Consider the following 17,459-nt stretch of genomic DNA (forward strand, 5'->3'; position numbering starts at 1 on the left):
CTAACCCTCCCCCCCAAGGGGGGAGGGAACAAGAGTCGGGCCTCGCAAAGCCTCGGCCCGACCTACGAAACCACGTCCTCCTCGCCGACGTGCTGACCGACCCCCTGCCCCGCGTGGATGCGTTCTTCTGCGACCCAGGCCGCCGCGCCGACGGCCGCCGCTTCCTGTCGGTCGCCGACTATCAGCCACCACCAGCCGCCGTACTCGCACGGTTCCCGCCCGGCTTCCCGGCCGCGTTCAAGCTCGCCCCCGGCGTGCCGTGGGACGACCTGCACGCCTTCGACGGCGAAGCCGAGTTCATCTCCCTCGACGGCGAACTGAAGGAGTGCGTCCTTTGGCTCGGCCCGCTGAAAACGTGTCGCGTCCGAGCGACCGCCCTGCCCTCCGGCGAAACCCTCGCGGCCGTCGAACCCGCCGCGCCCCCGCCGACGAGCGAACCGCTCCACTACGTCTACGACCCCGACCCGTCGCTCACACGGTCCGGGCTGCTCACCAACTTCGCCGCCACCATCGACGGCCGGTTGCTCGACGAGCGGATCGGCTTCCTCACGTCCAACGATTTGAAACCGACGCCGTTCGCCACGATCTACGAGGTCGAGGAAACGCTTCCCTTCCACGCGAAGAAACTCGGCGAGTGGTTCCGCACGCACGACATCGGCCGCGTCACCGTCGTGAAGCGCGGCTCACCGGCCGACGCGGACGAGCTGCTCCGCAAGTGGAAGCTCGCCGGCACGCGACACCGCGAGGTGCTGCTCACGCAGGCCGCGGGGAGGCCGGTCGCGATCATCGCGACCCGCGCCGTATAACAACGCTGATTTTCAAACTCTCCGTGAGGTGCGGCCGTGGCGCTCGTGGTGCAGAAGTTCGGCGGGTCGAGTGTCAAGAACGCCGACCGCGTGATGGAGGCGGCGCGGAAGGCGATTCGTGCGAAACACGAGGGCAACCAGGTGATGGTCGTCGTCTCCGCCCAGGGCAGCACCACGGACGACCTCATCGCGAAGGCCCACGAGATCAGCGGCACGCCGTCCGCCCGCGAGATGGACATGCTCCTCGCGACCGGCGAGCAGATCAGCATTGCCCTCACCGCGATGGCGATTCAGGAACTCGGCGAGAAGGCGATCAGCTTCACCGGCCCGCAGATCGGCATCGTCACCGACAGCACGCACCGCAAGGCCCGGATCAAGAAGATCGACACGTCGCGGCTGTCGCAGGCGCTCGAGAGCGGGCACATCGTCGTCCTCGCCGGGTTTCAGGGCACGGACGAGCTGGACGACATCACAACCCTCGGCCGCGGCGGGTCGGACACCACGGCCGTCGCCGTCGCCGCGGCGCTGAAGCAGGCCGGGTACGAGGTGCAGTGCGAAATCTTCACCGACGTGGACGGCGTCTACACGACCGACCCGCGGATCGTGCCGGACGCCCGGAAGATGGACGCCATCAGCTACGACGAGATGCTCGAGATGGCGAGTATGGGCGCGGGCGTCATGCACTCGCGGAGCATCGAGTTCGCGAAGAAGTTCGACGTGCCGCTCATGGTCCGCAACTCGCAGTCGGACGCGCTCGGGACGTGGATCGTGCCGGAAGCGGACTGGATGACCGAGATCCCCGTGTGCGGCGTCGCCCTCGCCTACGACGAGGCCCGGCTGACGCTCGAAGGGCTGCCCGACCGGCCGGGCGTGAGCCACAAAATCTTTTCCGCGCTCGCGTCGGCGAACGTCGCCGTGGACATGATCGCACAGAGCGTCGGCAGTGGCGGGAAGGCAACCATCGGGTTCACGGTCATCAACACCGACCGCGAAAAGACGATCAAGACGCTCCAGCCGCTCATGACCGAACTCGGGGCGGCGATCCGCGAGATGGGGAAGGTCAGTAAGGTGTCGGTCGTCGGGGCCGGGATGCGGACCGTTAGCGGCGTCGCCGAGAAGATGTTCCGCGCGCTCGCGGCCGAGAAGATCAACCTGAAGATGATTACGACCGGCGACATCAAGATCAGCGTGCTGATCGAGGAGGAAGAGGTCACCGATGAGGTGATGAAAGACCCGGCCGGGGAGCCGATCAAGAAGGCGCATCTGGAGGCCCGTAAGGCCGTCCGCGGGCGGCAAGCCCTCCGCGCCGTTCACGCCGCGTTCGGGCTGTCGCAGCCGCGGAAGGGGGCGGGCAAGGCCGTCGGCGACTTCCTCAAGCGGCCGGTCCCGCTCGTGTCGCCGGGGTCGGACGACCGCCTGAACGCCGTCGCGAAGCTCGGCGGGATGGAAGACATTCTCGTCAGCGGCGTCCATCTCAACACGGAGCAAAGCCGCATCACGATCAGCGACCTGCCGGACCGGGCCGGGAACTGCGCGACGGTGTTCACGGCCGTCGCCGAGGCCGGGATTCTGGTGGACATGATCGTTCAGAACATGACCGGCCCCGGCAAGGCGGAACTCTCGTTCACCGTGCCGACCGTCGATCTACCGCGGGCGTTGAAGCTGACGCAGCAAGTGGCGAAGGCCATCGACCCGAAGTGCGAAGCGGTCGGCGACGCGAACGTCGCCGTCCTGTTCGTCCTCGGCGTCGGCATGCGGACGCACACCGGCGTCGCGAAGACCATGTTCGGGGCTCTCGCCGAGCGCGGGATCAACATCGCGATGATTAACACGAGTGAGGTGTGCCTCGGCGTCGTCATCGACAAGGCCCGCGGGGCGGAAGCCCTCGCGTGCCTGAAGGCGGCATTTCTCGTTGGCTGATCATTTCATGATCGGCACGCCACCTCCGGGCACAATCGGCGCACCCGCTTGCGGCACGGCCGGCCCGCCCGGAACCGGCGGCTGCGGTTGCGGCGCGACCACCGGCACGCCGCCCGGCAGCCCCGCAGCCGGTTCCCGAGGCGCGATCCCGGCTTCCGCCACCGGGGCGGCCCCTTGTCGGAAGTTCGTCATGTCGTGCCGGCGGATCACGATGCCGCCGCCGTTCGCCCCCGGCCCCATCGTGTAGACGCCGAACTTCCCGGTCGTCGTTTCCGCGATGTACAGCGCCGACTGGCCCTGCGTCACATACCCGGTCACCATCATGAAGTGAACGTCCTGCCGCGGCTCGACGCTGAACTCGGCCGCGAGATCGACCTCGGCGAAGCCGATGATCTTCCCCGCTTGCTTGTCGATGACCGTGCCCAGCAGCTTGCCGGACTTGTAGTCGAGAAGCCACACGCCGTCCGTCTGGATGCGCGGGTTGATCGACACTGCCCCGGTGGACATCACGTAGTCCTGGTAGCGGTCGCTCGCCGCCGCCCCGAGCTGCCGCGGCTGGCCGGCGTAGAACATCGTCGCCACCGCCCCGAGCGCGACCCCGACCGCGCCCGCCACCATCGCCCCTGCTCCCCGCATGGCCCGCCCCCCTCAACCGAGAGTGATTCGCTTGTCCGACGGCGATAGCGTGGCCCGCATAACCTGTCCAGCCGATTTTCCGTGAGGAACCCGCACGACCGGCGTAAAGTGAACGGGACGACCCGCCACGAGAGGATTCCGCCATGCAACGCACGGCCCGCCGCCAACTCGACGCCCGGTTCCTCGTGGATGCGTTCCTCCGGTTGCCGCGATCCGTTCAACTGGCGCTCGTGGGCGTCGCCGCCGTCGGCGCGCTTCTCTATTTCTCCGGGGCGTTCCAGAAGTCCAAACCTGCCGGGCAACCCACGCTCGGCGAGACCGGCGAGCTTACCCCGGTGAACCTCGACACGCCCGGCACCCGCGAGGTGTTCTTCGCGTTCTGGAACGTCGAGAACCTGTTCGACGACAAGAACGACAAGCGGCGGAGCGTGGACGAGGAGTACGACAACCCGTTCGCGGACAACGCCGAGCTGCGGCAACTGAAGCTCGACCGGCTCGCGACCGCGATCCTCAAAATGAACGACGGCAAGGGGCCGGACGTGCTGGCGTGCTGCGAGGTCGAGAGCGTCCGCGCCCTGGAACTGCTGCAAGGCACGCTCAACGCGAAGATCACCGACCCGAAGCTGAAGTACGTCTCGCTCGCGATGAAGAACCTCGACGGCGGGCGGCACATCGCGCCGGGCGTCGTCAGTCGATTCCCCCTCTCCCAGCAGCGCACGCGGATGCTCGAAACGAAGTCCCGGCTCCGCATCCTGGAGACGCACCTGTTCGTCAACGGCCACGACCTCTGCATCGTCGCGTCGCACTGGACCTCGAAGCTCCGACAGGACGACGGCGGGACGGGCGAGGCCGGTCGGGAGAAGTACGCCCGCGGCATCTACGACTATTACAAGTCGCTCGCGGACAAGAACGCGGACACGGACTTCCTCGTCTGCGGCGACTTCAACGAGACGCCGGACGCGAAGGAGCTGACGTTCGACCTCGGCGCGATCGGCGACATCAAGAAGGTCAAGGCCGGGGGCGAGTTCCCGCCGCTGCTGAGTCTGATGGCCGGGAAGACGGCCGACAAGTTCGGCACGATCTATTACAACAAGCCACTCATTTACGACCACGTCTGCGTGTCGCGGGGGCTGCTCGACGACGCCGGGTGGTCGTGCGACCCGGACTCGATCAAGACGGTCACGGACGGGCTGATCCGCACCGGCGCGACGCGGCGGGAGCCGTGGCGGTTCGGCGACCCGGACCGCAACCTCCGAGATTCGGAGCGCGGGTACAGCGACCACTTCCCCCTGACGGTGAAGCTGACCGTCCGCCCGGCGACGCCGACGAAGCAGTGAGGCACGTTCCGCACGCCCGGCAGGACCGGCACGACCGCGATTGCGGTTGCCGACTGTATCACCCGTCGCCGGGCCGACGTGCCGCCGAACGGCCGCCGGGCACTTGAACGACCCGCCGTTACCGGGTAACTTCCAGGAATAGGCTTCGCCGTCCGGTCGGAGGTTCGCATGTCGCGGGTTCTACTCACGGGCTTCCTCGTCGCCCTCGTCGCGTCCCCGTCGTCCGCCCAGGCCCCGCGCGCCGGCGACCCGTTCCGCACGGTCGAGCCGGCCCCGGCTCCCGGCGACAAGGCCGGGAACTGGACGCTGCACTTCCGGTACGCCCCGCCCCGCATCCTCACCGTGGACGTGCCCGGCAAGGGGAAGGTGACGGCGTGGTACATGATCTACCGCATCTATAACACGACCGCGAACCCGCAGGCCGTCACGTCGCTGAAGTTCGAACTCGTGACGAAGGACTTGTACACCCGCCACCTCGACGAGCCGCAGCCGGCGGTGTTCAAGGCCATCGCCGCGAGGGAAGACCCGGACAACGTGATGAACCTCCAGACGACGGTGCAGGTCACGCAGAACCCGATCCCGGTGACGAAACCCGACTCGTTCCCGCGGTACGTGTCCGGGCTGGCGATCTGGACCGACGTGCCGCTGCGGGCGAAGACGACGAACAAGTTCAGCGTCTACGTCAGCGGGCTGTCCGACGGGCTGGTGGCGGAGAAGAAGGACGACGGGAAGAAGCTCATCAAGGTGAAGACGCTGCAACTCGACTTCTCGAAGCCGACCGATAGCACCAACCCCGGCATCGACGACATCAAGCGGGAGAACAACGGCGGCCTCGGCGGGGAGCGGTGGATCTACCGGCCGGTCGATCCGATCGACACGACGGCGGCCGCGGCCCCGAAGGGGAATTAACCGTCGGCGGCCGGCCCCCGGCTGACCGACCGGACGAACGCGATCACCACGGCCGTGACGATGAGTACGGCCATCACCCACTCCGGGTTCCGCCTCAGCCACGCGATCCCCTTCCGCGCCGACACGCCGACCGCCTTCCGCGGCTTCGACTCCCGCATCCCTTCCCGCAACCCCAAGTAGCGGCTCCGCAGGTGGGCCGTGGCGTAGGCCCAGTCGGTGGCGAGTTGCTGCCGCTGCGTCAGCACCAGATTCCGAAAAATGGGCAGCGCGTGCTGGTTGCTCACGAGCGTGAGAACTAGCTGTCCGTGTTCGACGAACCACGCGCGGTCGGCGTCCACGGCGACGGTCCGCCGCGCCTCGCGGACCGACTCCACGAACCCGAACACGGTCGCGGGCGTGGCCAGGTCTTCGGACGGGACCGAGAAGTACGGTTGCAGCTTCTCCCACGCCTTCAGCACCCGCCGCATGGCGACGAGTTCGCCGTACCCCTTCCGCCGCTCGGCCGGGGAGTACGTCGCCCCCGGCGGGACCGGCTCGACATTCGGTACGTCCACGCCCGGCAGGGCGGGCTTCGGCTTCTTCTTTTTCTTCTTCGGCTTCTTCAGTTTGGGCGGTCGCGGCTTCGCCGGCGGCCTCTTCTCCAGCATTCGCGGCACGGACACGACCTCGGCTTCGAGGACAACCGGCTGCGCGGACTTCCCAGCGAGCACGTCGGCGTCGAGGACGATGTCGTTCGCGGCCGTCCGTTGCCGTTCGCGTTCCAGTTTCGACTGCTGGGCCGCGCGGTTCGCCTCCTCGATGAGCGAAATCATTGCCTGGGCGAGCCGGTTCATCCCCTCGGTGACGAGGTCCGGGTGAACCAGTTGGTGCGGCCGCAGCTTCTCCATCTGCCCGAGTGCCCGTTGCTCCACGTCCATCGCGGAGATCGGCCCGGCGGGGACACCGAGGAGTGCCCGGTCGTCCGGCGGCCACGGCCCCGGCGGGAGGGCTAGCCAATTGCGCAGGAGGTCGAGGTTCATTGGTCGGGCTGTTTTACGAACTCGAAGTTGCCCTTGCCGCGACTTCGGCGGGGACGGTAAAAGGGGCAATTCTCACGACCCGTTGGATGCCCCGGTCGACGGAGCGGCCGCTTCATGCGTAGTTTTTATCGCGCGCTCAAGTTCTCCTGGGTGTACCGCGGGCGGCTCCTCTTCTCCGTGGTCTGCGCGATCCTCGTGGCGGCCCTGTGGGGCGCGAACATCTCCAGCGTCGGCATCGTCCTCACGATCCTGGCCGAGAACAAGACGCCGCACCAGAAGGTCCAACAGAAGATCGACGAGCTTGAAGCCGAAAAGCAGAGATGGGAAAAGGAGCAGACCGACGTTCAGGCCAAGTTGAAGGAGGTCGAAAAGCAACCGAACGCGGTGGACCGCGAGAACGTCCTCCGGCGACTGAACGACAAGCTCGCCGCCATCCACGGCCACCTGCAAGACGTGAACGCGCGGCTTTATTGGAACCGCCTCTTGCAAATGCAGATCACGCGGTTCCTACCGAACGACCCGTTCGAGATGTTCGTCTGGGTCATGGTCGCCGTCGTCGTCGGCGTCGGGCTGAAAGGCGTCTTCGACTTCGGCCAGGAAGTCCTCGTCGGCGGGACGATCAATCGCACCCTGTACGACATCCGCAACCGGCTGTTCCGGTCGCTCGTCCACCAGGACACGAAGCAACTGGCGGAGGCCGGCACGTCCGAGGTCATGTCCCGGCTGACGAACGACGTGGAGCAGCTCGGCCAAGGCATCAAGACACTCTACGGCCGCCTCGTCGTCGAGCCGCTGAAAGCGCTCGTGTGCCTGTACCTCGCGTTCCAGATATCGTGGCAACTCACCGGCGTGTTCGTGGTCCTCGTGCCGCTCGCCCTCATCATGCTGACGAAGCTCAGCCGGATGATGCGGCGGGCCGCGAAGAAGTTACTCGAGCGGATGTCCGACCTGTACCAAATCATCCGCGAGACGATCGACGGCATCCGAGTCGTGAAGGCGTTCACGATGGAACCCTACGAGCGGAGGCGGTTCCGCCGGGCGGCCGACGACTACGCCCGGCGGGCGCAGCGGGTGTCGAACATCGACGCGTTCGCGGGGCCGATGATCGAGTGGCTCGGCGTCATCGCACTCGGGTGCGCGCTCACGACCGGGGCATACCTTGTCATCACAGGCAATAAGCGGATCCTCGGCATGAACATGCGGGGCGACGACCCGCTCGGGTTCACCGAACTGCTGACGCTCTACACGCTGCTCATCGCCGTCGCCGACCCGGTGCGGAAGTTGTCGAGCGTGTACACGAAAATCCAGGCCGGGGCGGCCGCGGCGGATCGCATCTTCGCGCTCGCGGACAAGGTTCCGACGGTGACCTCGAACGCGGACGGCCCGGTGCTGCCGCGGCACGCGCGGGCGATCGAGTTCCGCAACGTCACGTTCGCCTACGACGAGGCCACGGAGACGCCCACGCTCAACGTGGTGAACCTTCACGTCGCGGCGGGCGAAACCGTCGCGCTCGTCGGCCCGAACGGGTGCGGCAAGTCCACGCTCCTCGGCCTCTTGCCGCGGTTCTACGACCCCGATGTCGGCATGGTGCTGATCGACGGCATCAACGCCCGCACGGTCAACCTCCGCAGCCTGCGGAAGCAGGTCGGCGTCGTCACGCAGCACACGGTGCTGTTCCAGGACACGGTCTTCAACAACATCGCCTACGGGAAGCCCGGCGCGACCCGTGAGGAAGTCGAGGCCGCCTCGCGGAAGGCGTTCGCCCACGAGTTCATCGAGATGCTGCCGGGCGGGTACGAGACGGTCATCGGCGGCGGGTGGAAGCCGTCCGGCGGCCAGGAGCAGCGGCTGGCCCTCGCGCGGGCGATCCTTCGCAACCCGAGCATTCTGATCCTCGACGAGTTCACGAGCCAGATCGACCCGGAGAGCGAGGCGAAGATTCACCTGGCAATCAAGGAGTTCGTGAAGGGCCGGACGACGTTCCTGATCACGCACCGGATGTCGAACGTGGAAATCGCCGACCGGATCGTCGTGATGGACGCCGGCAAGGTCGTGGCCGTCGGCACGCACCCGCTCTTGATGGCGAGCTGCCAACTCTACCAGCGTCTGTACGACGCGCAGCTCGTCCTCCGCTCCGACGCGGCGTAACCCCTGACTTCCGAAGTCCGGCTTCGACTTCGGAAGTCGTTGCGGACGAGGGGCTGTTGCCGGTGGCTGAAACTCCGTGAGAGGATCGACTTCCGAAGTCGAAGCCGGACTTCGGAAGTCTGGCGCTTCTCCCAACCCCGCTACGACCATAAGGTGAACGGTGGCCTTCTTCTCACGGTCCACCGATGCCGCCGCCTGAACCCGAACCCGTCACGATCGTCATTCCCGTCCACAACGGCGCGGACAAGCTCGAACCGGCCCTCCGAGCGTGGTCCGAGTTCCTGCAAACTCAACTCGGCCGCGGGTACGACCTCGTCGTCATCGACGACGGCAGCACGGACAAGACGCCGACGATCCTCGAACAACTCGTCGGCTCCATCCCGAACCTACGGTTGCTGAAGCACGACCGCCGCCGCGGGTACGGGGCGGCCCTCCGCACGGCCCTCGCCGAACCGACGCACCCGATCCTTTGCTACACGGCCGTCGATTACCCGTACACGCCGAGCGACCTCACGAAGTTGCTGAAGCGGCTCGGCGAATCGGTCCCCGTGTACGACGTGCATCGCACGGTCGAGGCGGTCAGCGGCTGTCGCACCGGCCGGCCGGTCCCCGCGGTCTGGAAGCTCGTCGGCCGCGGTTACCGCCTGTTCCTCCGCGTCGCGCTCGGCATCGCCCCGCCGCCGCTCGACGGGTGGCTCGGCTTCCAAGAACACTTCCGCTCCTGGGTGCTGTGGCTCGTCATGGGCGTGCCGCTCGTGGACGTGCGGGCCGCGTTCAAGGTGTTCCGCCGTTCGGTCTTCGACCGGTTCCCGCTCCAGTCCGACAGCGACTTCGTCCACGCGGAAATCTTCGCGAAGCTGACGTTCCTATCCGTCCTCGTCGCCGAGGAGCCACTGACGCCGAAGCCGGACGAAACGCCGGCGACGGAGTGGGCCGACTTCTGGACGGTGTTCAAGGACGCGCAGTTCCACAGCCCGCCGCCCGCGGTTTCGACCCCCGTGCCGCCATGACCGCCGATGGCCGCGAGCGCATCCTGTTCGTGACCGGCAAGCTCGCGGAGCCGTCCCTCCGCCGGGTGCTGGCGGAGTTGCAACCGAAGGCGTCGTTCGAGGCGGAAGTCGCCGTCCTGCCGATCACCGTCGCGGCCCTGATGACGACGAAGTGGGTCGCGAGCCATCTCACCGTCCCCGAATCCATCGACCGCATTTTGTTACCCGGCCTTTGCCGCGGGGAAGTGAACGAGATCGCCAGTCGCCCGACGGCGCTCGGGCCGAAGGACTTGCGCGACCTGCCGGAATACTTCGGCCACCGGTCCGGCCCGCCGCCCGGCTACGGCGGCCACGACATCGAAATCGTCGCCGAGATCAACCACGCCCCGAAGTTGACGCTCGACGAAATCTTGACGCTCGCCCGCCGCCACCGGGCCGACGGCGCGGACGTGATCGACCTCGGCTGCGATCCCGGAACGACGTGGCCACGGGTCGGGGAAACCGTGTCGGCCCTGCGGTCCGAAGGGTTCAGCGTCTCCATCGACTCGTTCGACCCGGCCGAGGTCGAAGCGGCGCTCGCGGCGGGGGCGGAGTTGGTCCTCAGCGTGAACGGCTCGAATGTTAACCTCGCGAAGCAATGGTGCGACTCGTTCCCCGACATCGAAGTCGTCGCCATCCCGGACACACCGACCGATCTCGAAAGCCTGGATCGCACCGTCGAGAAATTGCAGCAGTTCGGCGTGAAGCACCGGCTCGACCCGATCCTCGAACCGATCGGCTTCGGCTTCGCCGCGTCGCTCGGGCGATACGTCGAGACGCGCCGCCGCCACCCGGACGCCGAGATCATGATGGGCATCGGCAACCTGACGGAACTGACCGACGCCGACTCCGCGGGAATCAACGTCATGCTCGCCGGGTTCTGCCAGGAACTCGGCGTGCGGAGCGTGCTGACCACGGAGGTCATCAACTGGGCGCGGAGCAGCGTGAAGGAGTTCGCCCTCGCCCGACGGCTGGTCTACCACGCCGTCCGCGAGAAAGTGCTCCCGAAGCGGCTCGAACCGAACCTCGTCCTCCTCCGCGACCCGAAGTTGCACGTTCACGGTGAGGACACGCTGCGAGAGTTGGCCTCGCGGATCACCGACCGCAACTACCGCATCTTCGCCGAGCGCGGCGAGCTGCATGTCCTCAACGGCAAGATGTACCTCCGCGGGACTGACCCGTTCGTGCTGTTCGAGCAGATTCAGGAGCGCGACGAGAAGATGGACCCGTCGCACGCCTTCTACCTCGGCTACGAGCTGGCGAAGGCGGTGACGGCCCTGACGCTCGGCAAGAACTACGAGCAGGACCGTGCCCTGCGATGGGGCTTCCTGACCGTGCCAGAAATCAGCCATCGGACCGCGGGGCTATAATCACGTCATGGCCGCGTCGAACCCGCCGCTCGTTGAGGAGTTGATCCCCTGCCCCGACCCGTGGGACGTGGCCCGCCAGCTCGCCCACCTGCCGCACCTGCTGTTCCTCGATTCGTCCGAGCGCCACCCGGACCGTGGGCGGTACTCGTATGTGATGGCCGATCCGGTCGAGACGATCACCGACTTGAAGGATTTTCGGACGAATGATTCGCCCGCGGTGTCCGGGCTGCCGCCGTTTCAGGGCGGCTACGCCGGTCAGTTCGGGTACGGGTTGGCGAATCAGTTCGAGCGAGTACCGCGACCACGGCAGGACGAGTTCCAAGTTCCCGACCTGTTCGTGAACCGGTACGACTGGGTCGTCTCTTTCGACCATCAAAGGAACCGGGCGTGGCTCGTTTCGCGAGGGCGGGCGAACTCATCGGGGCTACGCGAGATCAAGGCTCTCTTCGAGTCGCGCACCCCGTTTACCGGCTATGCCAAGCGGAACGAACAACCTTCGCGGCCAGACAGCTTCGTGTCGCGGCCGACCGGGGGCACGGTAGGCCCGAACGTGCATTCCAACTTTACGCGAAACGAGTACGTCACGGCCGTCGAGCGGGCCATCGAGTACGTTCACGCCGGAGACACCTTTCAAGTCAACCTCTCGCAGCGGTTGCTCGCTCCCTTGACGGAGCACCCGCTGGAACTTTACGGCCGCCTCCGCCGCGCGTCCCCGGCCCCCTACGCCTGCTACTTCGACATGGGTGACTACCAAATCGCCTCCGCGTCGCCGGAGCAGTTCCTGAAGGTCACGGACGGCGAGGTCGTCACCCGGCCCATCAAGGGCACGCGGCCCCGCGGCTACACGCCGGAGGAAGACGCCGCCCGCCTGCTCGACCTGGTGACGAACCCGAAGGACCGGGCCGAGAACGTCATGATCGTGGACCTACTCCGCAATGACCTCGGCCGCGTGTGTGAGTACGGGTCGGTCCGCGTGCCGAAGGTGTGCGAGGTCGAGACGTACAATTACGTCCACCACCTCGTCTCCGAGGTCCGCGGCAAGCTGCGGCCGGGGCTGACGCCGTTCGACCTGCTGCGGGCCGCGTTCCCCGGCGGGTCCGTCACCGGCGCGCCGAAGGTACGGGCGATGGAGATCATCGCGGAGTTGGAGCCGACCGCCCGCGGGCCGTACTGCGGCAGCGTCGGGTTCATCGGGTTCGACGGGGCGATGGACTCGAACATCCTGATCCGCACGTTCACCGCCGGCCGCGGGTGGCTGCAGTTCCCGGTCGGCGGCGGCATCGTCGCGGATTCCGACCCGGAACGCGAGTACGAGGAAACCCTCCACAAGGCGGCCGGCCTCTTGCGGGCGTTGAAGACATGATCCTCGAAGGGCTGGTGACGACGACGAATTCCGACGGGTCGCCGCACCTCGCGCCGATGGGCCCGCGCGTGACGGCCGACCTGCGGACATTTTTGCTTCGCCCGTTCCCGACTTCGACGACGTACCAGAACCTCCGCCGGCACGGCGAGGGCGTGCTGCACGTCACCGACGACGTGCTGCTGCTCGCGAAGGCGGCCGTCGGCAAGGTAGACGCTTTTCCGCCGCACCGGCGGGCCGGCCACGTCCGCGGGTTCATTCTGAGTGATGCGTGCCGGTACTTAGAGTTTCGTGTGAAGTCGCTCGACGACTCGGAGCAGCGGGTGCGGATCGAGGCCGAGGTTGTCGCGACCGGAACACAACGGGACTTCTTCGGCTTCAACCGCGCGAAACACGCGGCCCTCGAAGCCGCGATCCTGGCGACGCGGTTCCACATTCTGCCGGCAGACGAGATCGAAGCCGAGTTCAGGCGGCTGCGGGTGATCGTGGACAAGACGGCCGGGCCGCAGGAGTTCGAGGCGATGGCGTTCCTGGAACGCGAGTGGGCAGACTACCGCGCGAGGGCCACCCGATGACGGTCGTGGCCCCGTGTCGGCTTCACTTCGGGCTGTTCCATGTCCCGGTCGAAAGGTTGACCGCGTGGCCCGACGGCACACCGGTGAGGAACTTCGGCGGCCTGGGGATGATGGTGGTCGATCCACAAGTCCGCGTTCGCGTAACATCCTCACGGCAGTTCATGCCAGCCAACGGCAGCCTCGCCGACCGCGCGACGGCGTTCGCGAAGGTCGTGGGGGACCGGATCACGTTCCCGTCCTCCGGCAGCTACCTCCGCTTCCACGCGGACGGGCCGCCGGAACATGTGGGCCTCGGCGTCGGCACGGCCCTCGGCATGACATTGGCGTTCGCCGCCAACGACGCGGAAGGTGGCAATTACGTTCCGCAGCAACAACTACCCGCGGTAGTCGGCCGCGGCCGACGGTCGGGTATCGGCGTTCACGGCTTCTACTACGGTGGCTTCATCGTCGATGACGGCAAGCTCGGCGACGAGTTGCCCGTCTTGCGGGAACGCATCGACGTGCCGTCCGACTGGCGAGTCGTGCTGGCCCGGCCGCCCGTGCCCGGCGCGTGGCACGGCGAAGCCGAACGAACCGCGTTCCGCCGCCGGCGGTCGGCGGCCGAAGCCCTCGACACCACTTCCCGACTGTCACGGCTCGCGAGCGAGTTCATCGTCCCCGCGCTGAAGCGGGCCGACTTCGACACGTTCGCCGTGAACCTGACGGACTTCAACCGGATCGCCGGCGAGCCGTTCGACGACGACCAGGGTGGCCCCTACGCGGGACCGGCGGTCGCCGGGATCATCGACGAGCTGCTCGAGTGGGGCGTCCGCGGCGTCGGCCAGTCGTCGTGGGGACCGACCGTGTTCGCGTTCGCCCGGAACGAGGCCGAGGCGACCGAACTGGCGGACCGGCTGCGTGACCGCTTCCCGAACCTCGCCGACCTGCGGGTGACGGCCGCTGACAACCAGGGCGTGAGAGTTCTACCCGACGATCAGCCGGGTTAAGCCGACGAGGAACACGTCCGCCGACAAGACGAGCAACGAGCAAATCACGACGCTATCGGTCGCCGCCGTGCCGACTTCTTCCGACCCGCCGCGGGCGGACAGGCCGAGGTAGCAACCCGTCACGCCGGTCAGGAAGCCGAAGGCGAGCGTCTTCAGCAGCGCGGGCAGCACGTCGAAGAGGTACAGTTCCCGCATCACGGCTGTTTGGTACTTAAGCCACGTCGTCTGGCCGATGACCGACTCCGCGACGAACCCGCTGCCGATGGCGAGTGTGGCGATCAGGACGTGCAACAGCGGCACGGCCAGGACGCACGCCAGCACTCGCGGGGCGACGAGCCGCTTCATCGGCGACACGCCGAGCAGCTCGAGCGCGTCCACCTGCTCGTTCACCCGCATGGCCGCCAGCTCCGCGCCGATGCTCGCGCCGGTGCGGGCCGCCACGATCAGCCCCGCGCCGATGGGGGCGAGTTCCAACAGCACGGCCGCCGCGAGAAACGTCGGCAGGAACTCGACGGCCCCCGTGCCGGTCTTCTGCAACACGCCGCGGGTGTGCATCCAGATGACGACGCCGAGCGCGAGGCCGGCGACCGCCGCCAGCGGCAGCCCGCCGACGAGCACGCGGTAGAACGGCCGCAGCCACAGGCCGGGCCGGACGGCGGTGCGGAACAGGGTGACGAGCGCGAGAGCCGAGAAGTGCGTCCAGTGGCCGACGGCGGCGAGCGTGTTCATGGGGGCGTCGGTTTCGTGGCCGCGAAGGTCCAGTGGCGGTCGGTCGTTTGCCTCACCGAATCCGAGGCGAACCCGAGTCCGCCCACGATGGATCGGACATCGTCCAGGGACAATGCCGCCCGCAACGAGTTCGCGAACAGCGTCCGCTGATGGTCATTCGCGTCCCCGGCGTAAGTCTTGACGAGCCGTGTGAGTTCTTCCTCCGACTCCGGCCGCAACAGGTCGCGGACGAACAGCGCCCCGCCCGGCCGACAGACGCGGACCATCTCGGCGAAGCAGTCGGTGGGGTTGGGAATGTGATGAATGATGCTGTTCGACACGACGGCCGCGAAGTGCCCGTATGGGTAGGCTAACTCGCGGCCGTTCACCTTCTCCAACTTGATCCGCTTGCCGAACCCGGCCCCCGATACGTTCCGGGCCGCGATCCGCAGCATCTCGTCGGCGAGGTCGATGGCGACCAGTGCTACCCGCGGCGACTGCCGGCACATCTCGATTGGGATTTGCGCGGTCCCCGTTCCGACATCGAGGAGAGGGTTGTCGGCGTGCGGGAAGGTCGAAAAAAAATCCGCCGCGAACGCCCGGTTCACGGCGGAGTGGTCCATCTCGTCGTAGTCGCGGGCCTCGTCGGGCGTGTCCATCACTTCGGGTTCGAGGACGCGCTCCAACATGGCGGCTCCGATCAAGTCAGGCAGAGGTCCGGTTCGACCGCGTCCGACGGTTCCCGCTCGGCCCGCCGGTGCAGTTCGTCCCGGCATTCCGCGATCAGTTGGTCGCGGAGCGCCCAGTTGTGGACGCCGCAGCGGTCCCATTCGAGCAGCACGGCGGACGTGGCCGGGTTCATTTTCGCAACCCGCGTCAACCAGACAACGCCCGCGTCGGTTTGAAGTTGTTCCGTCTTCGGGTGGTGCCACGCCAGGTGCGTCGCCAGGCAACCCTGTGAGGCACACCGGGTGAACGCCCCGTGAATGAGCAGCGGGCTGGCGGCTTCCAAAAGCTCCACGATTCGCTCCAGGCCGCGATTGGTCGCGTGGGGAAGCCAACGGGTGCGGAACTCCTGAAGCGTCGGTAGCGTCGCCATTAGCACTCCTCCCGCGGTTCTGGCGGTCGAAGACCAGGGCGGCCCAAGTCCTGGGCCGAAAGTATCGACAGTTAAATGAGTGTTCTTGCGTTGCCGCGGAACACGTTTTGGGGACTTTTTGTCGCTGTTCTGGGTGGTCTCAATTCCCGCCGAGGTGAGGTACAGGCGGGCACAGCGGTCAAGTCTGGGGGCATCCTACTGCCCGCCGGCGCGGGGTGTCAAGGATGCCACCTGGAGGCAGGCCTTGGGTTCCGGACTTGGGCGCGCGGACTACTATCCCCCCACGGTACTTACGGAGACGATGAAGGAGGAAAGATTTTTTCGATTTTCCCGGCCGTCGATCTGAACAAATAGCCAAAGACATCGGGCCGAACGATTGGGCGATCCGATATCTTAATAATGGCATTTCATGAGATAGAGAGGCAAGGTTTCAATTTGATTTAAAGTTCTGTACGTCAGTCGAGCAAACCCTCGCTCGCTCGACTGACTCATCATCCCAGCCGCCTTACTGCCGTTCCGGACGTAGCCCACGCACCACGGCCCCGGCCTTCCACATCTCGCTCTCCGCTATCTCCTTCAGTTCCTTCTCGAGCTGCTGCCGGTAGTCCGGCTTGCTGTTCGCCTCCAGCGTGCGGCGGGTTTCCTCGCCGGTCGCCACGGACTCGTACAGCTTCTCGAACACCGGCTTCGACGCGTCGCGGAAATGTTTGAACCAATCGAGCGCGCCGCGCTGCGCCGTCGTCGAGCAGTTCGCGTACATCCAGTCCATGCCCCGCTCGCCGATGAGCGGGTAGAGGCTCTGCGTCGCCTCCTCGACCGTCTCGTTGAACGCCTCGCTCGGGCTGTGGCCGTGCGCGCGAAGCACCTCGTACTGAGCGAGCCACAGGCCGTAGATCGCGCCCATGAGCACGCCGCGCTCGCCCGTCAGGTCGGAGAACACTTCCTTCTGGAACGTTGTCTCGAACAGATAACCAGACCCGATGGCGACGCCGAGTGCCAGGCAGCGCTCGCGGGCCTTGCCGGTGGCGTCCTGGTGAATCGCGAAGCTGCTGTTGATGCCGCGGCCTTCGAGGAACAACCGGCGGACGGTCGTGCCGGACCCCTTCGGCGCGACCAGGATCACGTCGATGTCCGCGGGCGGGATCACGCCGGTCTGGTCCTTGTAGACGATCGAGAACCCGTGGCTGAAGTAGAGCGCCTTGCCCTTCGTGAGCAGCGGCTTCAGCTTCGGCCACATGTCCTTCTGCCCGGCGTCGGACAGCAGGTACTGGATGACCGTGCCCTTCGCCGCGGCCTCTTCCGGCTCGAACAGCGTCTTGCCGGGAACCCAGCCGTCTTCGAGGCAGAGGTCGTAAGCCTTGCCGCCCTTCCGCTGGCCGACGATGACGGTGACGCCGTTGTCCCGCATGTTCAGCGACTGGCCGCGGCCCTGCACGCCGTACCCGAGGACGGCGACCGTCTCGCTCGCCAGGATTTGCTTCACCTTCGCCGGCGGGTAGTCGGCCCGCTCGATGGCCACTTCCTTGAACTCGCCCACGATCATGTCTTTCATCGTCGT

Annotated in this window: 16 protein-coding genes; 10 read left to right on the forward strand and 6 right to left on the reverse strand. The window is 66.8% G+C overall.

Going from position 1 to position 17,459, the window contains the following annotated elements:
* On the forward strand, positions 1-806 hold an 806-nt coding region (locus AC5JJ2_RS17740; protein WP_495859355.1), incomplete at its 5' end, for a THUMP-like domain-containing protein.
* 36 nt (positions 807-842) lie between these two features.
* Positions 843-2,726: an aspartate kinase gene (locus tag AC5JJ2_RS17745; RefSeq protein WP_495859356.1), complete on the forward strand. Its 1,884-nt coding sequence runs from the start codon at positions 843-845 to the stop codon at positions 2,724-2,726.
* Here AC5JJ2_RS17745 and AC5JJ2_RS17750 read toward each other — a convergent pair whose 3' ends face one another.
* Entirely contained in the window at positions 2,727-3,344 is a 618-nt protein-coding gene (locus AC5JJ2_RS17750) for a hypothetical protein (protein WP_495859357.1), read from the reverse strand. It abuts the gene before it with no gap.
* 161 nt (positions 3,345-3,505) lie between these two features.
* Here AC5JJ2_RS17750 and AC5JJ2_RS17755 point away from each other — a divergent pair, with 161 nt between their 5' ends.
* Positions 3,506-4,699, forward strand: coding sequence for an endonuclease/exonuclease/phosphatase family protein (locus AC5JJ2_RS17755; protein ID WP_495859358.1), 1,194 nt, complete (start codon positions 3,506-3,508; stop codon positions 4,697-4,699).
* A gap of 168 nt (positions 4,700-4,867) precedes the next feature.
* On the forward strand, positions 4,868-5,608 hold the full coding sequence (locus AC5JJ2_RS17760) for a hypothetical protein (protein ID WP_495859359.1): 741 nt from the start codon (positions 4,868-4,870) through the stop codon (positions 5,606-5,608).
* On the opposite strand, the gene AC5JJ2_RS17765 is transcribed toward AC5JJ2_RS17760, so the two are convergent.
* Complete coding sequence (locus tag AC5JJ2_RS17765) at positions 5,605-6,627, reverse strand: hypothetical protein (protein ID WP_495859360.1); 1,023 nt, start codon at positions 6,625-6,627, stop codon at positions 5,605-5,607. The two genes, AC5JJ2_RS17760 and AC5JJ2_RS17765, sit on opposite strands and share 4 nt — an antisense overlap.
* Positions 6,628-6,741: 114 nt before the next feature.
* Here AC5JJ2_RS17765 and AC5JJ2_RS17770 point away from each other — a divergent pair, with 114 nt between their 5' ends.
* From AC5JJ2_RS17770 to AC5JJ2_RS17795, 6 genes are all read left to right on the forward strand, one after another.
* Complete coding sequence (locus AC5JJ2_RS17770; RefSeq protein ID WP_495859361.1) at positions 6,742-8,775, forward strand: ABC transporter ATP-binding protein; 2,034 nt, start codon at positions 6,742-6,744, stop codon at positions 8,773-8,775.
* 185 nt (positions 8,776-8,960) lie between these two features.
* The gene (locus AC5JJ2_RS17775; protein WP_495859362.1) at positions 8,961-9,785 is read left to right on the forward strand and encodes a glycosyltransferase family 2 protein; all 825 of its coding nucleotides are present in this window, start codon (positions 8,961-8,963) and stop codon (positions 9,783-9,785) included.
* Positions 9,782-11,173 carry a DUF6513 domain-containing protein gene (locus AC5JJ2_RS17780; RefSeq protein WP_495859363.1) on the forward strand — a complete coding sequence of 464 codons (1,392 nt, stop codon included), beginning with the start codon at positions 9,782-9,784 and terminating at the stop codon, positions 11,171-11,173. The genes AC5JJ2_RS17775 and AC5JJ2_RS17780 overlap by 4 nt, the downstream gene beginning before the upstream one ends.
* A gap of 7 nt (positions 11,174-11,180) precedes the next feature.
* The gene (gene pabB, locus AC5JJ2_RS17785) at positions 11,181-12,536 is read left to right on the forward strand and encodes an aminodeoxychorismate synthase component I (protein WP_495859364.1); all 1,356 of its coding nucleotides are present in this window, start codon (positions 11,181-11,183) and stop codon (positions 12,534-12,536) included.
* A complete protein-coding gene (locus AC5JJ2_RS17790; protein ID WP_495859365.1) occupies positions 12,533-13,108 on the forward strand; it encodes a DUF447 domain-containing protein in 576 nt (191 codons plus the stop codon). Before pabB ends, AC5JJ2_RS17790 begins: the two co-directional genes overlap by 4 nt.
* Complete coding sequence (locus AC5JJ2_RS17795) at positions 13,105-14,094, forward strand: hypothetical protein (protein WP_495859366.1); 990 nt, start codon at positions 13,105-13,107, stop codon at positions 14,092-14,094. Before AC5JJ2_RS17790 ends, AC5JJ2_RS17795 begins: the two co-directional genes overlap by 4 nt.
* On the opposite strand, the gene AC5JJ2_RS17800 is transcribed toward AC5JJ2_RS17795, so the two are convergent.
* From AC5JJ2_RS17800 to ilvC, 4 genes are all read right to left on the reverse strand, one after another.
* Positions 14,071-14,823 (reverse strand): MlaE family ABC transporter permease, encoded by a 753-nt coding sequence (locus AC5JJ2_RS17800; RefSeq protein WP_495859367.1) that lies wholly within the window; start codon positions 14,821-14,823, stop codon positions 14,071-14,073. The genes AC5JJ2_RS17795 and AC5JJ2_RS17800 overlap by 24 nt on opposite strands.
* A complete protein-coding gene (locus AC5JJ2_RS17805) occupies positions 14,820-15,491 on the reverse strand; it encodes a class I SAM-dependent methyltransferase (protein WP_495859368.1) in 672 nt (223 codons plus the stop codon). Before AC5JJ2_RS17805 ends, AC5JJ2_RS17800 begins: the two co-directional genes overlap by 4 nt.
* An 11-nt stretch (positions 15,492-15,502) precedes the next feature.
* On the reverse strand, positions 15,503-15,901 hold the full coding sequence (locus AC5JJ2_RS17810; RefSeq protein WP_495859369.1) for a hypothetical protein: 399 nt from the start codon (positions 15,899-15,901) through the stop codon (positions 15,503-15,505).
* A 505-nt stretch (positions 15,902-16,406) separates the two neighbouring features.
* A complete protein-coding gene (gene ilvC / locus AC5JJ2_RS17815) occupies positions 16,407-17,453 on the reverse strand; it encodes a ketol-acid reductoisomerase (RefSeq protein ID WP_495859370.1) in 1,047 nt (348 codons plus the stop codon).
* Positions 17,454-17,459 lie beyond the last annotated feature (6 nt).

This window comes from Limnoglobus sp., assembly GCF_059499385.1.